This window comes from Pseudomonas sp. P5_109 (assembly GCF_034009455.1).
In the GTDB taxonomy this organism is placed as follows: domain Bacteria; phylum Pseudomonadota; class Gammaproteobacteria; order Pseudomonadales; family Pseudomonadaceae; genus Aquipseudomonas.
Genome location: NZ_CP125380.1, coordinates 2,085,072 through 2,109,615, shown reverse-complemented (window position 1 = coordinate 2,109,615; position 24,544 = coordinate 2,085,072). Strand labels below are relative to the sequence as shown.

The 24,544-nt window shown below is 61.5% G+C and carries 18 protein-coding genes and 1 other RNA gene; 9 read left to right on the top strand and 10 right to left on the bottom strand.

Going from position 1 to position 24,544, the window contains the following annotated elements; translation table 11 throughout:
* The first annotated feature begins 382 nt into the window (after positions 1-382).
* The 8 genes from ccoG to QMK54_RS09485 all read left to right on the top strand — a co-directional run bounded on the left by ccoG (position 383) and on the right by QMK54_RS09485 (position 8,960).
* Positions 383-1,798 carry a cytochrome c oxidase accessory protein CcoG gene (ccoG, locus tag QMK54_RS09520; RefSeq protein ID WP_110659714.1) on the top strand — a complete coding sequence of 472 codons (1,416 nt, stop codon included), beginning with the start codon at positions 383-385 and terminating at the stop codon, positions 1,796-1,798.
* Positions 1,799-1,809: 11 nt separating this feature from the next.
* Positions 1,810-2,349 (top strand): FixH family protein, encoded by a 540-nt coding sequence (locus QMK54_RS09515; protein ID WP_110659715.1) that lies wholly within the window; start codon positions 1,810-1,812, stop codon positions 2,347-2,349.
* Positions 2,350-2,515: 166 nt separating this feature from the next.
* Positions 2,516-4,966, top strand: coding sequence for a heavy metal translocating P-type ATPase (locus QMK54_RS09510; protein WP_110662432.1), 2,451 nt, complete (start codon positions 2,516-2,518; stop codon positions 4,964-4,966).
* A gap of 22 nt (positions 4,967-4,988) precedes the next feature.
* On the top strand, positions 4,989-5,207 hold the full coding sequence (ccoS, locus tag QMK54_RS09505) for a cbb3-type cytochrome oxidase assembly protein CcoS (RefSeq protein WP_110662431.1): 219 nt from the start codon (positions 4,989-4,991) through the stop codon (positions 5,205-5,207).
* Complete coding sequence (locus QMK54_RS09500; RefSeq protein WP_110662430.1) at positions 5,200-5,883, top strand: sulfite exporter TauE/SafE family protein; 684 nt, start codon at positions 5,200-5,202, stop codon at positions 5,881-5,883. The genes ccoS and QMK54_RS09500 overlap by 8 nt, the downstream gene beginning before the upstream one ends.
* 237 nt (positions 5,884-6,120) lie before the next feature.
* Positions 6,121-7,503, top strand: coding sequence for an oxygen-independent coproporphyrinogen III oxidase (gene hemN / locus QMK54_RS09495; protein WP_223593561.1), 1,383 nt, complete (start codon positions 6,121-6,123; stop codon positions 7,501-7,503).
* 93 nt (positions 7,504-7,596) lie between these two features.
* On the top strand, positions 7,597-8,331 hold the full coding sequence (gene fnr / locus QMK54_RS09490; protein ID WP_007995802.1) for a fumarate/nitrate reduction transcriptional regulator Fnr: 735 nt from the start codon (positions 7,597-7,599) through the stop codon (positions 8,329-8,331).
* Positions 8,332-8,411: 80 nt separating this feature from the next.
* Positions 8,412-8,960 carry an adenine phosphoribosyltransferase gene (locus tag QMK54_RS09485; protein WP_027921719.1) on the top strand — a complete coding sequence of 183 codons (549 nt, stop codon included), beginning with the start codon at positions 8,412-8,414 and terminating at the stop codon, positions 8,958-8,960.
* 129 nt (positions 8,961-9,089) lie between these two features.
* Here the strand turns inward: QMK54_RS09485 and QMK54_RS09480 are convergent, their stop codons facing one another.
* The 5 genes from QMK54_RS09480 to dnaX all read right to left on the bottom strand — a co-directional run bounded on the left by QMK54_RS09480 (position 9,090) and on the right by dnaX (position 14,890).
* A complete protein-coding gene (locus tag QMK54_RS09480) occupies positions 9,090-10,238 on the bottom strand; it encodes an acyl-CoA dehydrogenase family protein (protein ID WP_320402399.1) in 1,149 nt (382 codons plus the stop codon).
* Between the two features lie 181 nt (positions 10,239-10,419).
* Entirely contained in the window at positions 10,420-11,022 is a 603-nt protein-coding gene (gene recR / locus QMK54_RS09475; protein ID WP_046041325.1) for a recombination mediator RecR, read from the bottom strand.
* A 79-nt stretch (positions 11,023-11,101) separates the two neighbouring features.
* Positions 11,102-12,136, bottom strand: coding sequence for an NADP-dependent oxidoreductase (locus QMK54_RS09470; RefSeq protein WP_110659233.1), 1,035 nt, complete (start codon positions 12,134-12,136; stop codon positions 11,102-11,104).
* A 272-nt stretch (positions 12,137-12,408) separates the two neighbouring features.
* On the bottom strand, positions 12,409-12,747 hold the full coding sequence (locus QMK54_RS09465) for a YbaB/EbfC family nucleoid-associated protein (RefSeq protein WP_007971455.1): 339 nt from the start codon (positions 12,745-12,747) through the stop codon (positions 12,409-12,411).
* Between the two features lie 67 nt (positions 12,748-12,814).
* Positions 12,815-14,890, bottom strand: coding sequence for a DNA polymerase III subunit gamma/tau (gene dnaX / locus QMK54_RS09460; protein ID WP_320402398.1), 2,076 nt, complete (start codon positions 14,888-14,890; stop codon positions 12,815-12,817).
* A 123-nt stretch (positions 14,891-15,013) separates the two neighbouring features.
* Between dnaX and QMK54_RS09455 the strand changes: the two genes are divergently transcribed.
* The gene (locus QMK54_RS09455) at positions 15,014-15,811 is read left to right on the top strand and encodes a substrate-binding periplasmic protein (protein WP_110659235.1); all 798 of its coding nucleotides are present in this window, start codon (positions 15,014-15,016) and stop codon (positions 15,809-15,811) included.
* A gap of 60 nt (positions 15,812-15,871) precedes the next feature.
* On the opposite strand, the gene ffs is transcribed toward QMK54_RS09455, so the two are convergent.
* From ffs to smc, 5 genes are all read right to left on the bottom strand, one after another.
* Positions 15,872-15,968: signal recognition particle sRNA small type (gene ffs / locus QMK54_RS09450), an RNA gene on the bottom strand.
* Between the two features lie 111 nt (positions 15,969-16,079).
* The gene (locus QMK54_RS09445) at positions 16,080-17,246 is read right to left on the bottom strand and encodes a putative zinc-binding metallopeptidase (RefSeq protein ID WP_223593540.1); all 1,167 of its coding nucleotides are present in this window, start codon (positions 17,244-17,246) and stop codon (positions 16,080-16,082) included.
* A gap of 170 nt (positions 17,247-17,416) precedes the next feature.
* A complete protein-coding gene (ligA, locus tag QMK54_RS09440; RefSeq protein WP_320402397.1) occupies positions 17,417-19,774 on the bottom strand; it encodes an NAD-dependent DNA ligase LigA in 2,358 nt (785 codons plus the stop codon).
* A gap of 166 nt (positions 19,775-19,940) precedes the next feature.
* Positions 19,941-20,795: a cell division protein ZipA gene (gene zipA, locus QMK54_RS09435; protein ID WP_223593538.1), complete on the bottom strand. Its 855-nt coding sequence runs from the start codon at positions 20,793-20,795 to the stop codon at positions 19,941-19,943.
* Positions 20,796-21,053: 258 nt separating this feature from the next.
* Positions 21,054-24,542: a chromosome segregation protein SMC gene (gene smc / locus QMK54_RS09430; protein ID WP_223593536.1), complete on the bottom strand. Its 3,489-nt coding sequence runs from the start codon at positions 24,540-24,542 to the stop codon at positions 21,054-21,056.
* Between the last annotated feature and the right edge of the window lie 2 nt (positions 24,543-24,544).

Genomic DNA, 24,544 nt, shown 5'->3' with positions numbered 1-24,544 from the left:
GCAGTGGACTTTTAAATTATTCGACAAGAAACAAAACTTCAAAGATTCAGACGAATACAACCAAGTAAAGATATTTCCCGCGCGTCCCGCACCCTGGCAATCGCCGATCCGCCGCTCACACTAAGCGCAACCACACACTGCGCGTCCACTTGAGCGATATCGCTCGCCCTACCTGAAAACCGTCCATACTTCACAAGTCAATTGACTCAGATCACGTTTTGTTACATTCGCTACACCATCCGGGATTTTTACCCAACGCGACCAAAGGTCGCACCCGCAGGCTAGAGCGACAGGCGTATCATTGCGCCACTGCAACACCCCTTTTTGACCGCGGTCGGCATGTACTGACCGAGGCACTTTTCCACTGCCGTGGGATGCAATGATGAGCAACCAGATTCCGGTACACGACGTCACTCCACCCGCCAAGAACGCGAACAACAGCGTCGACCTCTACGCCTCCAGGGAAAAAATCTATACCCGCGCCTTCACCGGCCTGTTTCGCAACCTGCGGATGGCCGGCGGCGCCGTGCTGTTCCTGCTGTATTTCGGCACGGTGTGGCTGAACTGGGGCGGCCATCAGGCCGTGTGGTGGAACGTGCCTGAGCGCAAGTTCTTCATTTTCGGCGCCACCTTCTGGCCCCAGGACTTCATTCTGCTGTCCGGCATGTTGATCATCGCCGCGTTCGGCCTGTTCTTCATCACCGTGTACGCCGGACGGGTCTGGTGCGGCTATACCTGCCCGCAAAGCGTCTGGACCTGGATCTTCATGTGGTGCGAAAAAGTCACCGAAGGTGATCGCAACCAACGTATCAAGCTCGACAAGGCGCCGATGAGCGCCAACAAGTTCCTGCGAAAATTCAGCAAGCACAGCCTGTGGCTGTTGATCGGCTTCGTCACCGGCATGACCTTCGTCGGCTACTTCTCGCCGATCCGCGAACTGGTTTTCGACTTCTTCACCGGCCAGGCGGATGGCTGGTCGTATTTCTGGGTCGGGTTCTTCACCCTCGCCACTTACGGCAACGCCGGCTGGCTGCGTGAACAGGTGTGCATCTACATGTGCCCGTACGCACGCTTCCAGAGCGTGATGTTCGACAAGGACACCCTGATCGTTTCCTACGACCCGCGCCGTGGTGAAGGCCGTGGCCCGCGCAAGAAAGGTGTCGACTACAAGGCCCAGGGCCTGGGTGACTGCATCGACTGCACCATGTGCGTCCAGGTCTGCCCGACCGGTATCGACATCCGCGACGGCCTGCAAATCGAATGCATCGGTTGCGCCGCCTGCATCGATGCCTGCGACGCCATCATGGACAAGATGGAATACCCGCGCGGGCTGATCAGCTACACCACCGAGCACAACCTGTCGGGGCAGAAAACCCATAAACTGCGTCCGCGCCTGATCGGCTATGCGGTGGTGCTGCTGGCGATGATCAGCTTGCTGGTGACCGCGTTCTTCATGCGTTCGCTGGTGGGTTTCGATGTCAGCAAGGACCGTGTGCTGTACCGCGAGAACGCCGAAGGCCGGATCGAAAACGTCTACAGCCTGAAAATCATGAACAAGGACCAGCGCGACCATACCTACCTGCTCGAAGCCTCCGGCCTGCCGGATCTCAAATTGCAGGGTCGGCGAGAGATCAAGGTCGCGGCCGGCGAGATCGTCAGCCAGCCGGCCGAGCTGTCCGTCGCACCGGAAAAACTGCCGTCGAGCACCAACGAGGTGAAATTCATCCTCAAGGATGCAGACGACGACAGCATCCACATTGAAGCCAAGAGCCGGTTCATCGGCCCACAAAATCGTTGAGAGAACTGAACATGCCCGCTGCAAATGCCGCAAGTCCCTGGTACAAGCACCTCTGGCCGTGGATCATCATCGGGATCCTGGCTTGCTCGGTGACGCTGACCTTGTCCATGGTGACCATCGCGGTGAAGAACCCGGACAACCTGGTCAACGACAACTACTACGAAGCCGGCAAAGGCATCAACCGTTCCCTCGACCGTGAGCTGTTGGCGCAGAACCTGAAAATGCGCGCCAGCGTTCATCTCGATGACGTGACCGGCGAAGTCGACTTGCGCCTGAGCGGCGACAGCCAGCCCCAGACCCTGGAACTGAACCTGATCTCACCGACCCAGCCGGAGAAGGACCGCAAGATCACCCTGACCCGCAGCGACACCGAACAGGGCCGCTACATCGGCCAATTGAGCGACAAGATCGAAGGCCGGCGTTTTGTCGAGTTGCTCGGCACCCAGGACGAGCACATCTGGCGCATGTTCGAAGAGGAACTGGTCAGCCATGACAAGGACCTGCTGCTGGGTGACGAACCGTTGCAAGGCGCGGAAGACCTGAAAAAGTAAACATGCCATCGACTGTGGCGAGGGAGCTTGCTCCCGCTGGGGTGCGAAGCGCCCCTAAAACCTGCAACTGCGCTTCTTCAGGCACAGCGAGTCCGCAGCACTACGACTGCTTCGCAGCCGAACGGGAGCAAGCTCCCTCGCCACAAAGGCTTTCATGGCTACAGAAATGACCACCCCACTCCCCTGCTACCACTGCGCCCTGCCCGTCCCGGCCGGCAGCCGCTTCACCGCCGCCGTGCTCGGGGAGTCCCGCGAGTTCTGCTGCCCGGGTTGCCAGGCCGTGGCCGAGGCCATCGTCGCCGGCGGCCTGGAAAGCTATTACCAGCACCGCAGCGAAGCCTCGGCCAACCCCGAAGCGCTACCGGTGCAACTGGTGGACGAACTGGCGCTGTACGACCGTGCCGATGTGCAGCAATCCTTCGTTCGCCATGAAGGCGAACTCGCCGAAACCACCCTTTTGATGGAAGGCATCAGCTGCGCGGCTTGCGGCTGGTTGATCGAAAAACACCTGCGCACCTTGCCGGCGGTAGCCGAAGCTCGCCTGAACCTGTCCAACCATCGCCTGCACGTGCGCTGGAGCGACGCGCAACTCCCCCTGAGTCAGGTCCTCAGCGAACTGCGCCAGATCGGTTATGCCGCACACCCCTATCAGGCCGACCGCGCCAGCGAACAACTGGCCAGCGAAAACCGCCTGGCCCTGCGCCAGCTCGGCGTGGCCGGGCTGCTCTGGTTCCAGGCGATGATGGCAACCATGGCCACCTGGCCTGAATTCAACATCGACCTTAGCCCCGAAATGCACACCATCCTGCGCTGGGTCGCGCTGTTCCTCACCACCCCGATCGTGTTCTACAGCTGCGCGCCGTTTTTCAAAGGTGCCATGCGCGATCTGCGCACCCGCCACCTGACCATGGACGTTTCGGTATCGCTGGCCATTGGCAGCGCCTACATCGCCGGGATCTGGACGTCGATCACCGGGGTCGGCGAACTGTATTTCGATGCCGTCGGCATGTTTGCCCTGTTTCTGCTCGCCGGGCGTTATCTGGAACGGCGCGCCCGCGAGCGCACGGCTGCCGCCACCGCGCAGCTGGTAAACCTGTTGCCCGCCTCGTGCCTGCGATTGATGCCTGACGGCCAGAGTGAACGCATTTTGCTCAGCGAACTGCGTGTCGGCGATCAGGTGCTGGTTCATCCCGGCGCCATTCTTCCGGCTGACGGAAAAATTCTCGACGGTCAGTCGAGTGTCGACGAGTCACTGCTGACCGGCGAATACTTGCCGCAACCCCGCTCCCTCGGCGACGCAGTCACCGCCGGCACCCTGAACGTCGAAGGCGCGCTGACCGTCGAGGTTCAGGCCCTGGGCCAGAACACTCGCCTCTCGGCCATCGTTCGCCTGCTCGATCGTGCCCAGGCCGAAAAGCCGCGACTGGCGGAAATCGCCGACCGCGCCGCGCAATGGTTCCTGCTGTTGTCGCTGATCGCTGCCGCCGCCATTGGCCTGCTGTGGTGGGAGCTGGACTCATCGCGGGCCTTCTGGATTGTGCTGGCGATGCTCGTGGCGACCTGCCCGTGCGCGTTGTCACTGGCCACACCGACTGCCCTCACCGCCGCCACCGGTACGCTGCACAAACTTGGCCTGCTGTTGACTCGCGGCCATGTGCTCGAAGGCCTCAACCAGATCGACACGGTGATTTTCGACAAGACCGGCACCCTCACCGAAGGACGCCTGGCGCTGCGCTCGATCCGCCCTCTCGGCGCCCTCGACAGCGATCAATGCCTGGGCCTCGCCGCCGCCCTGGAAAATCGCTCCGAACACCCGATCGCCCGTGCTTTCGGACGCGCGCCGATGGCTGCCGAAGAAGTCCACAGCACCCCGGGCCTTGGCCTGGAGGGGCTGGTCGAAGGGCGTCGCCTGCGCATCGGCCAGCCAGGATTCGTTTGCGAGCTCAGCGGCGCCGTGGTGCCGTCGATGCCCGAAGAAGCCGGCCAATGGCTGCTGCTGGGTGACAGCCAGGGACCCTTGGCCTGGTTCGTCCTCGATGATCGTCTGCGTGCCGACGCGCCCGCGCTGCTGGACGCGTGCAAGGCACGTGGCTGGCGCACGCTGTTGTTGTCCGGCGACAGCTCGCCGATGGTCGCCAGCGTGGCGGCGGAGCTGGGCATCGATGAAGCCCGTGGCGGCTTGCGTCCGGACGATAAACTGCAGGTCCTGCAACAGTTGCATAAAGAAGGCCGCAAGGTGTTGATGCTGGGTGACGGGGTCAATGACGTGCCGGTGCTGGCGGCTGCCGATATCAGCGTCGCCATGGGTTCGGCCACCGACCTGGCGAAGACCAGTGCCGATGCCGTGTTACTGTCCAACCGCCTCGACGCGCTGGTGCAAGCCTTCAGCCTGGCGCGGCGCACCCGCCGGGTCATTATCGAGAACCTGTTGTGGGCAGGGTTGTACAATGGCCTCATGCTGCCCTTCGCCGCCCTCGGCTGGATCACTCCAGTCTGGGCGGCGGTGGGCATGTCGATCAGTTCGTTGACCGTGGTGTTGAACGCGCTGCGCCTGACTCGCATGCCGAGCGCGCCCGCCGCCAGCACCACGCCAGAAACCCGCCCGCTGCCGGCCTGAGCCGCGCGGGCATGGAGTCCAGATGCCAGCTCTTTACGTGATGATTCCCGCTGCGCTGCTGATCGTGGCCATCGCCGTCTATATCTTTTTCTGGGCGGTCGACAGCGGGCAGTACGACGACCTCGATGGCCCGGCCCACAGCATCCTGTTCGACGACCAGGACCCGAACCACACCGCTGCCGTCGATGAAGCCAGCGGCCAACCGGCCAAACCGCAAGACAAGGCTCCGCCCCATGTTTGAGCTGGCGCCACTGCTGGTGTCGGCAGTCATCCTCGGCTTGCTTGGCGGCGGCCATTGCCTGGGCATGTGCGGCGGCTTGATGGGCGCGCTGACCCTGGCGATTCCCAAGGAACAACGCAGCCGCCGCTTTCGCCTGCTGCTGGCTTACAACCTGGGCCGGATTCTGAGCTATGCCTGCGCCGGACTGCTGATCGGCCTGGCCGGCTGGGCCGTGGCCAGCAGCCCGGCAGCGATGTTCCTGCGCATTCTCGCCGGATTGCTGCTGATTGCCATGGGCCTGTACCTGGCCGGCTGGTGGAGCGGCCTGACCCGTATCGAAAGCCTCGGCCGAGGCCTGTGGCGGCATATCCAGCCAGTCGCCAACCGCTTGCTGCCGGTGTCGAGCGTTCCGCGTGCGCTGCTGCTGGGCGCGCTTTGGGGCTGGCTGCCGTGCGGCCTGGTCTACAGCACCTTGTTATGGTCGGCCAGTCAGGGCAATGCGCTGGACAGCGCATTGTTGATGCTCGCGTTCGGGCTCGGCACCTGGCCGGTGCTGCTCGCGACTGGCCTTGCCGCCGAGCGCATCACCGCACTGTTGCGCAAACGCAGCGTGCGGATGGCGGGCGGATTGCTGGTGATGCTGTTCGGCATCTGGACCCTGCCGGGGCCGCATCAGCATTGGTTGATGGGGCACTAGATCCTGCGGCAAGGGGGCTTGCTCCCGTTCGGCGGCGAAGCCGTCGCAAACCGGCCAATCCTTTCACACTGACTCACCGCATTCTCTGATTTTGGGGCCGCTTCGCAGCCCGACGGGGGCAAGCCCCCTCGCCACAAAAAAGCTTCAAACTCCCAGTTGATGCAAATCAAGATGCCCCGCCCCGCCCTCGCATAAAGTGGCTGACACTGCCAGCCAATCCGGGGGAATGCCCGCATGATGCTCGACGCCATTCGTTGGGACACCGATCTGATCCGCCGTTATGACCTGGCGGGACCGCGCTACACCTCGTACCCGACCGCCGTGCAATTCAACAGCCAGGTCGGCACTTTCGACCTGTTTCATGCCCTGCGCGACAGCCGCAAGGCCCAACGCCCGTTGTCGCTGTATGTGCACGTGCCGTTCTGCGCGAACATTTGCTATTACTGCGCCTGCAACAAGGTCATCACCAAGGATCGCGGCCGCGCACAGCCGTACTTGCAGCGCCTGGAACAGGAAATCCAGTTGATCGCCTGTCACCTCGACCCCGCGCAGAAAGTCGAGCAATTGCACTTCGGTGGTGGCACGCCGACCTTTCTCAGCCACGACGAACTGCGCCAGTTGATGGCGCATTTGCGCAAACACTTCAATTTGCTGGACGACGACTCCGGCGACTACGGTATCGAGATCGACCCCCGTGAGGCCGACTGGTCGACCATGGGCCTGCTGCGCGAATTGGGTTTCAATCGGGTCAGCATCGGTCTGCAAGACCTCGACCCGGCGGTGCAACGCGCGGTCAATCGCCTGCAAAGCCTGGAAGAAACCCGCGCGGTAATCGACGCCGCCCGCACCTTGCAGTTTCGCTCGATCAATATCGACCTGATCTACGGCCTGCCGAGACAGACGCCGGAGAACTTCGCCCACACGGTCGATGAAGTCATCCGCCTGCAACCGGACCGGTTATCGGTGTTCAACTACGCCCACCTGCCGGAACGCTTCATGCCGCAACGGCGCATCAACAGCAATGAGCTGCCGACGCCCGCGCAGAAGCTGGAAATGCTGCAGCGCACCATCGAGCAACTGATCAGCGCCGGCTACCGCTACATCGGCATGGATCACTTCGCCCTGCCCGACGATGAACTGGCGATTGCCCAGGAAGAGTCGACCCTGCAACGCAATTTCCAGGGCTACACCACCCACGGTCATTGCGATCTGATCGGTCTCGGCGTCTCGGCGATCAGCCAGATCGGCGACCTGTACTGCCAGAACAGTAGCGACCTGAGCGAGTATCAAAACGTCCTTGCATCCATGCAACTGGCCACCAGCCGCGGCCTGCTGTGCAATGCCGATGACCGTCTGCGGCGCGCGGTCATCCAGCAATTGATCTGCAATTTCAGCCTCGAGTTCGCTGACATCGAACAGGCCTTCAACATCGATTTCCAGGGCTACTTCGGCGATCTTTGGCCGCAACTGCAAGACATGGCCAAAGACGGGCTGATCAAGCTCGATCGCGACAGGATCACTATCCTGCCCGCCGGGCGGCTGTTGGCGCGCTCGGTGTGCATGGTCTTCGACGCGTACCTGGAACAACACAGCCGGCAACGGTTTTCACGGGTGATCTAGAGCGCTGCGACAAAAGCGCCACAGGCTGGCCTCAATGTCCTCGGGTGGGTTACCCTTACGTCTTATGTGTGATTTCCCACAAGGATTGAAGAAATGTCCGAGCCAGTAAAACTGCGCGCTCATAATCAAGCCCATTGCAAGGATTGCAGCCTGGCCCCTCTTTGCCTGCCACTTTCGCTGAATCTGGAAGACATGGATGCGCTGGACGAAATCGTCAAGCGCGGCCGGCCGCTGAAAAAAGGCGAATTCCTGTTTCGCCAGGGCGATACCTTCGATTCTGTCTACGCAGTGCGTTCTGGCGCCCTCAAGACCTTCAGCCTGAGCGACACCGGCGAAGAACAGCTCACCGGTTTCCACCTGCCGAGCGAACTGGTCGGCCTGTCGGGCATGGACACCGAAAAGCACCCGGTGTCGGCGCAAGCCCTGGAAACCACTTCGGTGTGTGAAATCCCCTTTGAACGCCTCGACGAACTGGCCCTGCAACTGCCGCAGTTGCGCCGTCAGTTGATGCGCGTGATGAGCCGCGAAATCCGTGACGATCAGCAGATGATGCTGCTGTTGTCGAAGAAGACCGCCGACGAACGCATCGCCACCTTCCTGGTCAACCTTTCGGCACGTTTCCGCGCCCGGGGTTTTTCCGCCAATCAGTTCCGCCTGAGCATGTCGCGCAACGAGATCGGCAACTACCTGGGCCTGGCGGTGGAAACCGTGTCCCGCGTGTTCACTCGCTTCCAGCAAAACGAACTGATCGCGGCGGAAGGCAAGGAAATCCGGATTATCGACCCGATCCAGCTGTGCGCCCTGGCCGGCGGTTCGCTGGAAAGCTGATACAAATCGTTGCGGCTGAGCGAAACGGTTCAGCCGCCGGTATAATGCGTCGTTTGCAGCCTTGCCAGGACACCACGACGATGGTCTTCGACTCCTTCGACATCAAATCCCTCATCCGCCCTGTCATCGACTTCCCGAAACCGGGTGTGATCTTTCGCGACATCACCCCGCTGTTCCAGTCGCCCACAGCCCTGCGCCTGGTGATGGACAGCTTCGCCCACCGTTACGTCGAGGCTGACTTCACCCATATCGGCGCGATGGACGCCCGTGGTTTCCTGATCGGTTCGGTACTGGCCTATCAGTTGAACAAGCCGCTGGTGCTGTTCCGCAAGCAAGGCAAGTTGCCGGCTGACGTGCTGGCCGAGGGCTATGCGACCGAGTACGGCGAAGCCTTCCTGGAAGTGCACGCCGACAGCCTGTGCGAGGGGGATTCGGTGGTGATGTTCGATGACCTGATCGCGACCGGCGGCACCCTGATTGCCGCCGCCAACCTGATCCGCCGCATGGGCGCCCGGGTGCATGAAGCGGCGGCGATCATCGATCTGCCTGAACTGGGCGGCTCGCAGCGCCTGGAAGACATGGGCATTCCTACGTTTTGCCTGACGCAGTTTGCCCTGACTGACAAGTAAGCGGCGCCTGTACTGACGCTTTCGCGAGCAAGCCCGCTCCCACAATGAATCGCATTCTTCCTGACAGAATGCAGTCAACTGTGGGAGCGGGCTTGCTCGCGAATGGCATCGGTCGCTACACCGCCAAACTCAAAGCCCCATCTGCTTGCTGATGATCTCGTTCATCACTTCCCGCGTCCCACCGCCAATCGACAGAATCCGGTTGTCGCGGTACAGCCGCTCCACCAGGCTTTCACGCATGTAACCCAGCCCGCCGAGTATCTGCACCGCATCGTTGACGATCCGGTCTGCGGTATCCGTCGCAAAATTCTTGGCCATGGAAATCTCCTTGATCACGCTCTGCCCCGCCGCCATTTTCGCCGCCTGGCGGTAAGTGAACTCCCGAGACACTTCCAGCGCTGTCGCCATCTCGGCGAGGCGATGCTTGATCACCTGAAACTTGCCGATCGGTTTGCCGAAGGCTTCGCGCTGGCGCGCCCACTTGAGGCTCTCCTCCAGCGCAAGTTGTGCGGTCATGTTGGCCATCAACGCCAGGGCCAGGCGTTCACTCTGGAAATTGCCCATGATGCAGGCAAAACCCATGTTCTCGGCGCCGATCAGATTGCCTGCGGGCACCCGGCAATCATCGAAGAACAGTTCGGCCGTGTCTGACGCCCACCAGCCCATTTTCTTCAGTTGCCGTCCTACGGTGAAACCCGGCGTGCCCTTTTCGATCAGTAACAGGCTGATGCCGGAGAACCCCGGCTCACCGGTACGCACAGCGACGGTATAGAAATCCGCGCGCACGCCGCTGGTAATAAAGGTCTTGCTGCCGCTGACCCGGTAAAAGTCGCCGTCGCGCACAGCTCGTGTTTGCAGGTTGGCGACGTCGGAGCCGCCACCGGGCTCGGTGACGGCCAGGGCGCTGATCTTCTCTCCCGACAGCACCTGCGGCACGACACGATCCCGTATTTCGGGACGGGCCCACTTGAGAATGGGCGGCAAGCCGATATCCAGCGAGCCCAGGCCGGCCACCAGCCCGCCTGACCCGCAGCGCATCAACTCTTCACTGGCGGCCACCTTGGCGAACAGATCCCCTTCGTGACTGCCTCCGTAAGCCTGTGGATAACCGATGCCGAGAATCCCCGCCGCGCCGGCCTTGAGGTAGAGCTCGCGAGGAAAACTTTCGGCTTCTTCCCACAACTCGATATCAGGAAGAATCTCGCGCTCGACGAAACGCCTGACGCTGTCGCGGACCAATTGGTGGTCGGGGTCGAAGTATTCCTGAAAGGCAGACATCGGCGAGCTCCACTGAAGGGGTCAGCGAAGTTAACCGAGCGCTTGCTTGGTTTTCAACAGGATTGTGTGAATCAGCGAAACCGAGGCGCGCCCTTCGCGAGCAAGCCCGCTCCCACAGGGGATTGCATTCCAAATGTGGGAGCGGGCTTGCTCGCGAAGACGTCGGCCCAGACGACACAAATTACAGAGTGATCGGCTTACGCCCGGCAAACGAATGCGCCAGTGTCCCGCCATCCACCAGTTCCAGCTCACCACCCAGCGGCACGCCGTGGGCGATGCGCGAGGCGATCAGGCCTTTGCTGCTGAGCAATTGGGCGATGTAGTGCGCCGTGGCTTCACCTTCCACGGTCGGGTTGGTGGCCAGGATGACTTCGGCGAAGGTGCCGGCCTCTTCGATCCGCGCCATCAATTGCGGGATGCCGATGGCTTCCGGCCCCAGGCCATCGAGCGGCGACAGATGCCCCTTGAGCACGAAATAGCGCCCGCGGAACCCGGTCTGCTCCACAGCATAAACGTCCATCGGGCCTTCCACCACGCAGAGCAAGGTGTCGTCGCGGCGGGTATCGGCGCATTGCGGGCACAGATCATCTTCCGTCAGCGTACGACACAAACGGCAGTGACCGACCCCTTCCATGGCCTGGCTCAGGGCCAGCGCCAGTCTCGAGCCGCCGCTGCGGTCACGCTCGAGCAACTGCAACGCCATGCGCTGGGCGGTTTTCTGACCCACGCCAGGCAAAATTCGCAGGGCGTCGATCAGTTGGCGAATCAAAGGGCTGAAGCTCATGGTGGAAAAGTCCGACAAAACAACGAGACGCGGTTTATACCCGCGCCTCGGTTGAGCGTCAAATTGCAGCGTGAATTACTCAGTCACGGGAAACCCGCACCACCAACTTGCCGAAGTTACGCCCCTCCAGCAGGCCGATGAACGCATCAGGCGCCTGTTCCAGGCCATCGACCACATCTTCGCGAAACTTCACCTTGCCATCGCGCACCCAGGGCGCCATGGCACTGAGGAATTCCGGCTGGCGATCACCATAGTCATCGAACACGATGAAGCCCTGGATGCGCACCCGCTTGGTCAACAGGGTGCGCTGCAACAGGGGCAGGCGATCCGGTCCACTCGGCGCTTCATGGGCGTTATAGGAGGCAATCAGGCCGCAGAGTGGAATCCGTGCCTTCGGATTGAGCAACGGCACCACGGTGTCGAACACCTTGCCGCCGACGTTTTCATAATAAATGTCGATGCCCTTGGGACAGGCCTGCGCCAGCTCGTCAGCAAAATCCGCGCTCTTGTGGTCGATACAGGTGTCGAAGCCCAGCTCCTCTACCACATAACGGCATTTGTCCGCGCCGCCGGCCACGCCGACCACGCGCAGCCCCTTGATCTTCGCCACCTGGCCGACTACCGAACCCACTGCGCCGGACGCGGCCGCCACCACCAGGGTTTCGCCGGCCTTGGGCTGGCCGATGTCCATCAGGCCCATGTACGCGGTCATGCCCGGCATCCCCAGGACTCCGAGGGCCATCGACGCACTGGGCAATCCCGACGGCACCGGGATGATGCTGCGCCCGTCATTGATGCTGTGGCTTTGCCAACCGGTGGCGCCGACCACCAGATCACCTTCCTGGAACTTCGGATTGAGCGACCGCTCGACTCGGCTGACCGCGCCCCCGGTCATGACTTCACCGATTTCCACCGGTGCGGCGTAGGACGGCGCATCACTCATGCGCCCGCGCATGTAGGGATCCAGCGACAGGAAAACGGTCTTGAGCAGCACCTGGCCGTCGGCCAGATCCGGCAGCGCCACCCGCTCCATGCGGAAGTTTTCCGGCGTTGGCGCGCCTACCGGGCGAGAAGCCAGGACAATGCGTTGATTGAGGGTCATGGGGTCGGACATGGCAGCGTCTCCTTTGATCGATGGGGTTCGGTGATATAGGGAGCAGACCTTTGTGGTGGTATGGCGTTCGATGTTTATTCAGTTGGACCGAGGCGACATTATCGCTGGCAAGCCAGCTCCTACAGGGTTCTATGTCGCCCGAAAACCCTCTGAAGGAGCTGGCTTGCCAGCGAAGACTATTTCACAGGCACTACATGCCTGCCTGCCAGAAACAAAAATGCCAGGCGCTATGCCTGGCTTTTTTTGTAGCTCATCTGCCGCCTGAAGGCGAATCAGAATGGCAGTTTCATGCCCGGCGGCAGTTGCATGCCGGCGGTCATGCTACCCATCTTGTCCTGGCTGTTGGCTTCGATCTTGCGCACGGCATCGTTGACGGCGGAGGCGATGACCGCTTCGAGCATTTCCTTGTCGTCTTCGCTCATGCCTTCGACCAGGCTTGGGTCGATGGTCACGCTCTTGACGTCATGACGACCGGTCATCACCACGGTGACCATATCGCCACCGGCTTTACCGGTGACTTCGGCGTTGGCCAGTTCTTCCTGCATCTTGGCCATTTTTTCCTGCATCTGCTGCGCCTGCTTCATCAGGCCGGCCATGCCACCTTTCATCATGGTAATCACCTCAAAAGTACTTGGATCAAAACAGCGCTCGGCCCATGTGGCCGAACGCCTTCAGTTATTAGCCCTGAGTGACCAGGGCGTCGACAGGTTCAATAGTATCGTTACGGACCACCGCACCGAACTGTTGCATCATTTGCTGGATGAACGGATCGCCGTGGATCGACTCCTCCGCCTCGCGCTGACGGTTGGCGCGGCGGCGTGAAGCCGCCTGTGCCGGGGTTTCCTGCTCGGGCTTGATCAGCTCGATGCTCAGGGTCAGCGTGCGCTGGTGATACTGGTTCAGCGCATCGTTGAGCCGCCGCTGCTGAGTGGCGTTGAACAAGGCACTGTGGGCCGGGTCCAGGTGCATCAGCCAATTGTCGCCATCCACCGCGATCAGCGTGCAGTTGGCGGCGATGCTGCCGGTCATGCCGGAGATCGGCAATTTCGGGAACATCTCCAGCCATTGCAGGGCCAGGCCGGTGGCCGGCATTGCCGCAGGTTCCGGCTCGGGCTCGGGCGCCGGGTCGGCGGCGTGCTCGCTGGCCAGTTCGTCGAGGTAACTGTAGGCCGAATCCATGTCCGGCTCGATGTAATCCTCGTCCAGCGGCGGCTCGTCATCCAGGTCCATGCCCGGCGTCGCGGCATCGACCTCGGCCACCGAAGGTTCCGGGATCGGCGCGGCGGCCCATTCCGGGGCGTCCGGCACCACGCTGTCCGGCGTCGGCAACGGCATCGGCGGTAACTCGGGTTGTTCGCTGGCGGTTTCCAGCACTGGCTCCACCGCCGGATGCTGAACGGGCGCGGGCTCGACCGGGTCGTTCCACGGCAGGTCGACAACGTCTTCGACCAAGACCGCTTCAACCAAAGGCGCAGGTTCTGGCACAACGACCGGCGCAACCGGTTCCGGTGCAGGCGCTGGAGCCGCTACTGGCGCAGCCGCTATCGGTGCAACGGCCGCTGCGACTACCGGCGCAACAACTGGCGCGGCAGCCACTGAGTTTGCGGAATCAACTGTGGCCTGGCTGATCCCCACTGGCTTTAGCGGTTGCCTCGGGGCATCCGCGGTGTCTGCGGGCCGGAACGCCAGCATCCGCAGCAAGACCATTTCAAAACCACCCCGGGGATCCGGCGCCAGCGGCAGGTCGCGGCGGCCGATCAGGCCCATCTGGTAGTAGAACTGCACGTCTTCGGCCGGCAAGGCCTGGGCCAGCGCCAGCACGCGATCACGGTCGCCGTGACCGTTGTCGACACCTTCCGGCAAAGCCTGGGCGATGGCAACGCGGTGCAGCACATTGAGAATTTCCGAAAGCACGCCGTTCCAGTCCGGGCCTTGTTCGGCCAGGTGGCGGACGGCTTCGAGCAACGCCTTGGCATCGCCTTCGATCAGCGCATGCAGGACGTCGTAGACCTGCCCGTGATCGAGGGTCCCGAGCATTGCCCGCACGTCGGCGGCCATGACCTTGCCTTCACCGAAGGCAATCGCCTGGTCGGTCAGGCTCATGGCGTCACGCATCGACCCGTCGGCGGCACGCCCCAGCAACCACAGTGCATCGTCTTCGAACGGCACGTTCTCGACACCCAGCACGTGGGTCAAGTGCTCGACCACGCGCTCCGGCGTCATGTTCTTCAGGGAGAACTGCAGGCACCGCGACAGAATCGTTGCAGGAAGTTTCTGCGGATCGGTGGTGGCCAGGATGAACTTGACGTAGGGTGGCGGCTCCTCGAGGGTTTTGAGCAGCGCGTTGAAGGAATGGCTGGAGAGCATGTGCACTTCGTCGATCAGGTAGACCTTGAAGCGCCCGCGGCTCGGGGCGTACTGCACGTTGTCGAGCAGCTCGCGAGTGTCTTCGACCTTGGTGCGGCTCGCGGCGTCGATCTCGATCAGGTCGACAAAGCGGCCTTCGTCGATTTCACGGCACACCGAGCACTCGCCACAGGGGGTCGAAGTGATACCTGTTTCACAGTTCAGGCATTTGGCAATGATCCGCGCGATGGTGGTCTTGCCGACCCCACGGGTACCGGTGAACAGGTAGGCGTGGTGCAGCCGCTGGCTGTCCAAGGCATTGATCAGAGCCTTGAGCACATGGGTCTGGCCGACCATTTCGCGGAACGAGCGCGGACGCCATTTACGTGCAAGAACCTGATAACTCATCGAAAACCGTCGCAGCGAAGGAAGCAGAAGCGGCTAATGCTAGCGGAGCAAGGCACAAATTGCATCCGGTGCGCTCGTGTATTGTGGCTAAGCTGCACATCGGGGGCTAATAACGGAGTGTTTATGCGGCTGGCCTTGGGGGCATTGCTGTTGATAAGCCTGGATGGCGTAGCCGCTGATGCGCCGTTGCGCTTTGCGATAACCGACAGCTGGACCATGCCCATGGTGCAACTGGAACGGGGCAAACCGACCCAGGGCATCCTGTATGACGTGATGCTCAGCCTTGCGACCCAGGTTGGCGTTCCGGCCGAATTCCATGTGCTGCCCCGCGCACGGGTGCAAAACGCCATGGAACACGGCGAGGTCGATGTCCGCTGCTATGCCGCACAATCGTGGCTGCCCCACCAGACCGGCGACTTCCTCTGGAGCATCCCGCTCTTTACCCAGCCCGACCTGCTGATCAGCCGGCATGCGCGCCCCGCTGCGATCAATCCGGCGGATTTGTCGCACCAGTCCATCGGCACCGTGCTGGGCTATAGCTACCCGACCCTGCAACCGCTGTTCGAAACCGAACAGTTGCATCGCGACGACGCACGCAATCAGGAACAGGTGCTGGAAAAACTCCTCGCCGGCCGCAACCATTACGCCGTCAGCAATCAATGGACCCTGGACTGGTTCAATCAACGCCTGCTGCCGGCGCAACAGCTGCGCAGCGTGGCGGTGCTTCAGGAACAGGATGTCGGCTGCTACGTGCGCAACGACCCGCAAGTGCCGGTACAGCGCATTCTGCGCACCCTGGCACAGATGAAAACGTCCGGGGAGATCGATGCGATTGTTCGGCTGTATATCGGTGGCGAACCTGCGGCTGCCGACAATTCGGAAACGACAAAAAACCGCCCCGGACAAAATCCTGGCAGCTAGCGAAAGTCTGTTTTCAGAAAGATAACGCGAGAGAACACCCGCGTGGCGTTAAGGTGGTAACCCTACCAGCCACACCCCGGCACACAATGTTCCCGCTGTGGCTGCTGCCTTCCGGCTCTGACCAGGTTCACGGGTAATCGTTGCGGGGGGACCGATAGGGTCACCATAACGACGCTCACCAGTCGGCGAGCCGCGCCATTGTACCTATCTGAGACGAAGTTACAACCGTTGGTTTCGGATTAAAAACATGAGGGGGTTCAAGCACTTGCTATTGCGCCTGGAGCACCTCGTCCGCCCTGCCGCCCTCCTGCTGGATCACCAGGTGAATAAAGTGCAGCCTGGCAATGACGGCTGGCGGCAGGACGAACGGATAGAAATCGGGCTGCCCCATGCTGCGTGACAGCTCATTGAGCATGCCGGCCAGTTCGATCCACGCATTGACGAACGACAGAAACGTCGCGCCACCGGGATGCTGTGGATCGTAGAGGGTATCCAACGGAAACGGCTGATAGTCGAAATCCATTTCCCGCGCACTCATGCCAAAACCCAGCGCGGTATCCACGGCGTCCATCATGTGCAGGTAATGCGCCCAGGTTTCCGCCCAGTCTTCCCACGGGTGCATGGTCGCGTAGGCGCTGACGTAATGCTGCTGCCAGTCGAGCGGTGCGCCCTGCTGATAATGCCGCTCGAGGGCTTCGGCATAGCTGGCGCGTTCATCGCCGAACAATTGGCGAAAGGGTTCCAGCCATTGGCTGTTGGCGATCAATCGGTCCCAGTAGTAATGCCCGACCTCATGACGAAAATGCCCGAGCAACGTGCGATAGGGTTCGTGCATTTGCACCCGCACCTGTTCGCGGTGCGCGTCGTCGGCTTCCTTGATATCGAGGGTGATCAGGCCATTGGCGTGGCCCGTGGTGGGCGGCTTGCCTTCGAGGTCGACGCCGATGAAATCAAACGCAAGGCCCTTATCTTCATCGACGCTTTTTGGAATCACTTGCAACCCCAGGCTGACCAGTTGCGCGACCAGACGCCGCTTGGCGGTTTCCACCTTGCGCCAGCGCTCATGGTTGTCGGCTATCGACAGATCAGGAATGGTGCGATTGAGGCTGCAGGCAATGCACAAGACGTCATGGTCGTTGGCAGGCAGTAACCAATTGCAGGCCGCCGGGGAGTCGAGGTTGGCGCAGCGTCGAAACAGGCCGGCCCCGGGATCGTCATCCAGCAACCAGGTGCCCGTTTGCACACCCGGTTGCAGCGAGGACAAGCGACTCTGCTGCGGCTGATAACCCAACGCCGCCGAACAGGCCAGGCACTGGCTGTTGCGAAAGAACAGCGACTGCCCGCAACGACAGGACCAGACCTTGCTGTTGCGCGAATTCTCATCCATGAACGGCGCGGCGATGCGCGAGCTGAGCTGTTCGAAGAAGCGGTACATGGCGATCTCTCCCTGGGGCTTGCCAAGACTAGATCATTCCCGAGAGCTGATCGTTCCCGCTTTCTGTGCTGCTTAAATCGCCTTCGCGAGCAAGCCCGCTCCCACATTCGATCGGATTCCTACAGGAAGAACTCGGTTAAATGTGGGAGCGGGCTTGCTCGCGAATGGCTTCACACCGAAATATCGTGCTTGCGCAGGAACTCGACAAACGCCTCCTCATCCAGCACTTTCAACCCCAGCTCATTGGCCTTGGTCAACTTCGAACCGGCACCCGGCCCTGCAACTACGCAATGGGTCTTGGCCGACACGGAGCCCGCCACCTTGGCACCCAGGCTTTCGAGCTTGTCCTTGGCCACATCTCGGCTCATCAGTTCCAGCGAGCCGGTCAGCACCCAGGTCTGCCCGGCCAGCGGCAAGCCTTCGACGACCTTCTTCTCGCTCTGCCAGTGCATGCCGAAATCGGCCAGTTGCTTCTCGGCCGCTTCGGCCAATTGGCGATTGGCCTCGATCGCAAAGAACTCGCGCACGGAATTGGCCTGCTTCTCCGGCAGCGCCTGACGCATGTCCAGCCAGTCAGCACCGATCACTGCCCGCAGCGAGCCGAATTTGTCCGCCAGTTTTTGCGCCCCGCCCGGCCCGACCAAGGGGATATGCAGCTTGTCGAGAAAACCACCCAGCGTGGTGCTCGCCGAAAACTCCGCGCCCAACTCGCCCTGATCCTGAATCTGCAAACCATGCCTGAGCAAATCAGCGATCACCTGCTGGTTATGCGCATCCTCGAAGAAGCTGTGGATCTCGTGCGCGACCTCCAGCCCGACATCCGGCAAGTACGTCAGCACCTGCGGCAAGGCCTGCTGCACACGCTCCAGCGAACCCAGGGAGCGCGCCAGCACCTTGGCCGTCTCCTCGCCGACATCGGGAATCCCGAGGGCGTAGATGAACCGCGCCAGTCCCGGTTTTTTGCTGTCTTCAATGGCGCCGAGCAGGTTCTTGCTCGACAGTTCGGCAAAGCCTTCAAGGTCGACGATCTGCTCGAACGTCAGGGCGTACAGATCGGCCGGCGAGCTCACCAGGCCTTCGTCGACCAGTTGCTCGACGCTCTTCTCGCCCAGGCCTTCGATGTCCATGGCGCGACGGGAAACGAAGTGGATGATTGCCTGCTTGAGCTGCGCGCCACAGGCCAGGCGGCCGACGCAGCGGTACACCGCGCCTTCGCTGACCGTCTCGCGGCCCTTGCTGCGCTTGATCAGTTGCGTGCGCTCGACATGGGACCCGCACACCGGGCACTGCTCGGGAATCTGCACCGGCCGGGCGTTTTCCGGACGACGCTCCATGACCACCTGCACCACCTGCGGAATCACGTCACCGGCACGGCGAATGATCACGGTATCGCCGATCATCAGGCCCAGGCGCGCGACTTCGTCCATGTTGTGCAGCGTGGCGTTGGCCACCGTGACACCTGCAACCTTGACCGGCTTCAGGCGCGCCACCGGCGTCACCGCACCGGTGCGGCCGACCTGGAATTCCACATCGAGCAGTTCGGTGAGCTCTTCCATCGCCGGAAACTTGTGGGCGATGGCCCAGCGCGGCTCGCGGGCGCGAAAGCCCAGCTCACGCTGGGAGGCAATACTGTTGACCTTGAACACCACGCCGTCGATTTCATACGGCAGCGCGTTGCGGCGCTCACCGATGTCGCGGTAGTAATCCAGGCACTCGGCGATACCCTGCGCCAGTTTCAGCTCGTGGCTGATCGGCATGCCCCAGGCCTTGAGTTGCTGCAAGTTGCCGATGTGCGTATCGGCAATCTCCGCCGACACCTGGCCGATGCCGTAGCAGCAGAATTCCAGAGGACGGTTGGCGGTGATCTTCGAATCCAGCTGGCGCAAACTGCCTGCCGCGGCGTTGCGCGGGTTGGCGAAGGTCTTGCCGCCGACTTCCAGTTGCGTGGCGTTGAGCCGCTCGAAACCGGCCTTGGACATGAACACTTCGCCACGCACTTCCAGGGTCGCCGGCCAACCGCTGCCGTGCAGCTTGAGCGGGATGTTGCGCACGGTGCGCACGTTGACGCTGATGTCTTCGCCAGTCGTACCGTCGCCACGGGTGGCGCCGCGCACCAGCACGCCATCCTGATACAGCAGGCTGACGGCCAGGCCATCGAGCTTGGGCTCACAGCTGTACTCGACTGTCGCGCCGCCACCGAACAGGTCGCCCGCCGGCAAATCCAGGCCTTCGGTCACCCGGCGGTCGAACTCGCGCATGTCGGTTTCTTCGAAGGCGTTGCCGAGGCTGAGCATCGGCACTTCGTGACGCACCTGGGTAAACGCCGACAGCGCCGCGCTGCCCACTCGCTGAGTCGGCGAGTCGCTGGTGATCAGTTCGGGATTGGCCGCCTCCAGCGCCTTGAGCTCGTTGAACAAGCGGTCGTATTCGGCGTCCGGAATGCTCGGCTCGTCGAGCACGTGGTAGCGATAGTTGTGCTGATCCAGCTCAGCGCGCAGCTCTAAAATGCGGTTCTTGGCGGCGGTCATGGATGTTCTCTCATAAAGCAAAAGAGCAGCCTAGGCTGCTCAATTTGTAGATGCGGCGCAGATTCATTGTAGGAGGCCGGCTTGCCGGCGATGGCGATTTCAAGTCCGCATCGCCAGCAAGCCGGCTCCTACAGTGTGTGGCAGTCATGTCCACACATTTCAAAAATCAACGCTTCTGAGTCAGGGCGCGGCGTTCGAATTCGACGATGCGCTGACGGTAATGCTCAATCGTTTGTGCGGTGAGTACGCTGCGCTGGTCGTCCTTCAGTTCGCCGTTGAGCTCCTGGGACAGTTTGCGCGCTGCCGCCACCATCACGTCGAACGCTTGCTTCGGATGGCGAGGGCCTGGCAGACCCAGGAAGAAGCTCACCGCCGGGGTGCTGAAGTGATCGATGTCGTCCAGGTCGAAAACGCCGGGCTTGACGGCGTTGGCCATGGAGAACAGCACTTCACCGTTGCCCGCCATGCTTTCGTGACGGTGGAAAATATCCATCTCGCCGAAACGCAGGCCGCTTTCCAGAATGTTCTGCAACAGCGCCGGGCCCTTGAAGCCGGCCGCGTCGCGGCAGATCACGCTGATCACCAGCACTTCTTCAGCTTGCGGCTGCTCTTTGTCGCCCAGCGATGGCGAGGACTTGGTGTCATCCGGGAAGTCGTCGTCGCGGCTGCTGAAGCTCGGGCCACCATCCAGATCCAGGCTGAGATTCATGTCGCCCTGGGAAGGCTCGCTGTGGCCACGCTTGCCGCGCTTGGAGCCCGACTCGCGAGGCTCACGGGCCGGCATGCTCACCGACGGCAGATCCTGCTCGTCCAGTTGCGGCTCTTTATGGTTGTCCAGCACTCGCGGCGGGCCCAGCAGCTCGGCGCTGCTGTCCTCGTCCGGCAGGTTGGACAGACTTCGGTCAAGACGGAACTTCAGTTTTCCCTTGCCGCCGCGCATACGGCGCCAGCCATCAAAAAGAATACCGGCAATGACAATAATGCCGATGACGATCAGCCACTCGCGCAGACCGATTTCCATGTAATCCCGTGCCTCTATAAAAAATGCTGAAAAATAAGGGGTTTACAACCTGCAAACCGCTTTAAAACGTGGCGCCAACTCTATGTTCTGACAGGCGTTTTGCCCACGTATACGAAAAATTGACATTAAACTAGCACGACCAAAGGCAACTTTACACCGTCTACCACGTTGGCTAGCGCGAATATGTCGATTGGCCAGCAAGTCGAAGTCAGCAAAAGAGTCCTACAACCCGTAAACACCCCTTCCCACGATCACGACTCAGGCATCCACCATCGCCATTGCCTCCTCCACATCCACTGCCACCAGACGTGAACAACCGGGTTCGTGCATCGTCACACCCATCAGTTGATCAGCCATTTCCATGGCGATCTTGTTGTGGGTGATATAGATGAACTGCACTGTCTGCGACATCTCTTTTACCAACCGCGCGTAGCGTCCAACGTTAGCGTCATCCAATGGCGCGTCAACTTCATCGAGCATGCAGAACGGCGCCGGATTCAACTTGAAGATCGCAAAAACCAGGGCCAATGCGGTCAGGGCTTTTTCGCCACCAGAGAGCAAATGGATGGTGCTGTTCTTCTTTCCTGGCGGCTGCGCCATGATCGTTACCCCTGTATCGAGTAGATCTTCGCCCGTCAGTTCCAAATACGCGCGGCCTCCACCGAAAACTTTTGGGAAAAGCGCCTGTAAACCGCCATTGATCTGATCAAAGGTATCCTTGAAGCGGTTACGGGTTTCCTTGTCGATCTTGCGAATCACGTTCTCGAGGGTTTCGAGCGCTTCGACCAGGTCGTCGTTCTGCGCATCCAGATAACGTTTACGCTCCGATTGTTGCTGGTACTCATCGATGGCTGCGAGGTTGATCGCGCCCAGGCGCTGAATTCGCGCGGCGATGCGCTCGAGTTCTTCCTCGGCGTCCTTCTCGTTGGCCTCGGCGGTCAACGTCGCGAGTACGCCATGGAGATCGTAGCCGTCTTCCAGCAACTGGTCCTGCAAAGTCTTGCGGCGCACGGTCAGGGCTTGCCATTCCATGCGCTGGGTTTCGAGCTGGCCGCGAATCAACTGCGATTGCTGTTCGGCCTGGCTGCGGCGCTTCTCGGCGTCGCGCAATTCGCGATCGGCATCTTCGAGGGCGATCTGCGCGGTCTTGAGCTCCTCGTCGACAGTCATACGCTTGTCGAGCAACTCTTCGAGTTTCAAACGCAGCTCTTCCAGTGGCGCTTCGCCCTCCTCCAGATTGAGGCTCAATTGCTCGCGTTTTTCGGTCAGGCGTTCGGACTGCATTTCCAGACGCTCCAGCGCCTGGCGCGTGGAATCGTGCTGCGCCTTGAGCGAGCCCAGACGCACCGCCAACTGGTGGGCGTGATCCTTGTGTTGCCGGGCTTCCTGACGCACCCGGTCCAGGCGTTCACGCAAACTGTCGCGCTGGGCCAACAGCAACTCACGCTGCTCGGTGTCCAGCGCCATGCTGTCGAGGGCTTCCTGCAATTGCAGGCGCGCTTCGCCGATGTTTTCGTGCTCCAGGGCTCGCTGTTCGTCCAGCTCGGTGAGCTCTTCGTCGAGACGGGTGCGGCGCAGGGTCAATTGCTCGGCCTTGGCTTTACCGGCGGACAACTGGGCTTTCAGTTCACCCTGCTGACGCGCTTCGTCTTGCAGCAAACGGCGCAGATGCTCACGGCCGTTTTCCTGCTGACGCTGCTGCGCCCGCAGGTTCTGTAATTGGGTTTCCAGGGTTTCGACAGCGGCTTCGCGCTCTTCGCGCTCAAGGCCCAGTTGCTGGATTTCCTGACCACGGGCGAGCACACCGCTTTCGGCTTCGCTGGCCCGACGCACACGCAAGAAGTGCCGGCCGACCCAGTAACCATCACGGCTGATCAGGCTCTGCCCGGCAGCCAATTGACTGCGCAAGGCCAGGGCCTGTTCGAGGCTGTCGACCGGTTTGACCTGCCCCAGCCATGGCGACAGATCGATCTGCGCCTCGACCTTGTCCAGCAAGCTGCCCGGCATTCGCACACCATCGCTGGCCGGGCTGAGCAAGCGCAAGTCGCCCTGGGTAAACCCGGACAAATCGAAATCGTTGAAATCGTCCACCAGCACCGCTTGCAGGTCGGCGCCGAGCACGGTTTCCACCGCCAGCTCCCAACCGGCCTCAACCTTCAGGCCTTCGGCCAGGCGCGGGCGATTCGCAAGATTCTGTTCGCGCAGCCATTCGGCGGTGCCGGTGCCCGGATCGAGCGCGGCTTGCTGCAAGGCTTCGAGCGATGCCAGGCGACCGTTGAGGCGCTGTAAATCACCCTGGGCCTGCTGTTGCGCCGTCAACGTTTGCTGCAGTTGCTGGCGCAGTTGCTCAAGCTTTTCGACCTGGGCTTCTTCGCTGGTCTGCAAGTCCTCAAGGGTCGCCTCGGATTCCGCGAGCTGCTCGCTGAGCTCCATGATCGCCGCGTCTTCCGGGTCCGCCGAGAGCAAGGCGCGTTCTTCGCCAAGACGCTTCTGGCGATCGGCCAGGCGCTCCAGGCTGGTTTCCAGCTGCTGGATCCGCGACTGCTGCACTTCGGCCTGACGGCGCGGCTCGGCGGCGGTGAGGTTGAACGTATCCCACTGCTCCTGCCAGCCGTGCATGGTGGTTTCGGATTCTTCCAGGGCGGCAGCGGCCTCTTCGGCGGCGGCGCTGGTGACTTCCTGCTCCGGGGTGAGCATGTCCAGCTCTTCGCCCAGGGTCAGCAGCAGCGTGCGGTCGTGACCCAGGTGGGATTCGGTTTCCAGGCGAGCGCGCTCGGCCTCCTTCAAATCGTCCTGCAACTGGCGCAAGCGCTGCTGGCCGTGCTGGATGCTCTGCTCGACCCGGGCGATGTCGCCGCCGACCGAGTAGAAGCGTCCTTGCACCAGGTTGAAGCGCTCCGACAGGTCGTGATGCCCGTCACGCAGGCGCTCGATGCTCGCGTCGGCGTTGCGTTGTTCAGCCACCAGGGCTTCGAAAGAAACCTCCTGGTTGCCGATGATCGCTTCACGCTGGCCGACCTGATCGTTCAGCGCCTGCCAGCGCAGGGCCGACAGCTGGGCCTTGAGCTGACGCTCCTCGCCCTTGAATTCCTGATACTTCTTGGCGGCCTCGGCCTGGCGGTGCAAGCGTTCCAGCTGACGCTCAAGCTCTTCACGCAGGTCGGTCAGGCGCTCAAGGTTTTCGTGGGTGCGGCGGATACGGTTTTCCGTCTCGCGCCGGCGCTCCTTGTACTTGGAGATGCCCGCGGCTTCTTCGATGAAGTTACGCAGGTCTTCGGGCTTGGACTCGATCAGCTTGGAGATCATCCCCTGTTCGATGATCGAGTAGCTGCGCGGGCCGAGACCGGTGCCGAGGAAGATATCGGTGATGTCGCGACGCCGGCATTTGGTGCCGTTGAGGTAATAGGTGGTCTGGCTGTCGCGGGTCACTTTGCGGCGAATGGAGATTTCCGCATAAGCAGCATATTCACCAAGCAGTGTGCCGTCGGAGTTATCGAACACCAGCTCGATACTCGCCTGGCTCACTGGCTTGCGGCTGGTCGAGCCGTTGAAGATGACGTCGGTCATCGACTCGCCACGCAGGTTCTTCGCCGAACTCTCGCCCATCACCCAGCGCACGGCGTCGATGATGTTCGATTTGCCGCAACCATTGGGCCCGACCACCGCCGCCATGTTACTGGGGAAGTTCACCGTGGTCGGGTCGACGAAGGACTTGAACCCCGCCAGCTTGATGCACTTGAGCCGCAAGA

Bases quoted from the DNA above. Each gene is read 5' to 3' on its own strand.
- ccoG (WP_110659714.1), top strand. From the start codon at position 383: ATGAGCAACCAGATTCCGGTACACGACGTCACTCCACCCGCCAAGAAC.
- QMK54_RS09515 (WP_110659715.1), top strand. From the start codon at position 1,810: ATGCCCGCTGCAAATGCCGCAAGTCCCTGGTACAAGCACCTCTGGCCG.
- QMK54_RS09510 (WP_110662432.1), top strand. From the start codon at position 2,516: ATGACCACCCCACTCCCCTGCTACCACTGCGCCCTGCCCGTCCCGGCC.
- ccoS (WP_110662431.1), top strand. From the start codon at position 4,989: ATGCCAGCTCTTTACGTGATGATTCCCGCTGCGCTGCTGATCGTGGCC.
- QMK54_RS09500 (WP_110662430.1), top strand. From the start codon at position 5,200: ATGTTTGAGCTGGCGCCACTGCTGGTGTCGGCAGTCATCCTCGGCTTG.
- hemN (WP_223593561.1), top strand. From the start codon at position 6,121: ATGCTCGACGCCATTCGTTGGGACACCGATCTGATCCGCCGTTATGAC.
- fnr (WP_007995802.1), top strand. From the start codon at position 7,597: ATGTCCGAGCCAGTAAAACTGCGCGCTCATAATCAAGCCCATTGCAAG.
- QMK54_RS09485 (WP_027921719.1), top strand. From the start codon at position 8,412: ATGGTCTTCGACTCCTTCGACATCAAATCCCTCATCCGCCCTGTCATC.
- QMK54_RS09480 (WP_320402399.1), bottom strand. From the start codon at position 10,238: ATGTCTGCCTTTCAGGAATACTTCGACCCCGACCACCAATTGGTCCGC.
- recR (WP_046041325.1), bottom strand. From the start codon at position 11,022: ATGAGCTTCAGCCCTTTGATTCGCCAACTGATCGACGCCCTGCGAATT.
- QMK54_RS09470 (WP_110659233.1), bottom strand. From the start codon at position 12,136: ATGTCCGACCCCATGACCCTCAATCAACGCATTGTCCTGGCTTCTCGC.
- QMK54_RS09465 (WP_007971455.1), bottom strand. From the start codon at position 12,747: ATGATGAAAGGTGGCATGGCCGGCCTGATGAAGCAGGCGCAGCAGATG.
- dnaX (WP_320402398.1), bottom strand. From the start codon at position 14,890: ATGAGTTATCAGGTTCTTGCACGTAAATGGCGTCCGCGCTCGTTCCGC.
- QMK54_RS09455 (WP_110659235.1), top strand. From the start codon at position 15,014: ATGCGGCTGGCCTTGGGGGCATTGCTGTTGATAAGCCTGGATGGCGTA.
- QMK54_RS09445 (WP_223593540.1), bottom strand. From the start codon at position 17,246: ATGTACCGCTTCTTCGAACAGCTCAGCTCGCGCATCGCCGCGCCGTTC.
- ligA (WP_320402397.1), bottom strand. From the start codon at position 19,774: ATGACCGCCGCCAAGAACCGCATTTTAGAGCTGCGCGCTGAGCTGGAT.
- zipA (WP_223593538.1), bottom strand. From the start codon at position 20,795: ATGGAAATCGGTCTGCGCGAGTGGCTGATCGTCATCGGCATTATTGTC.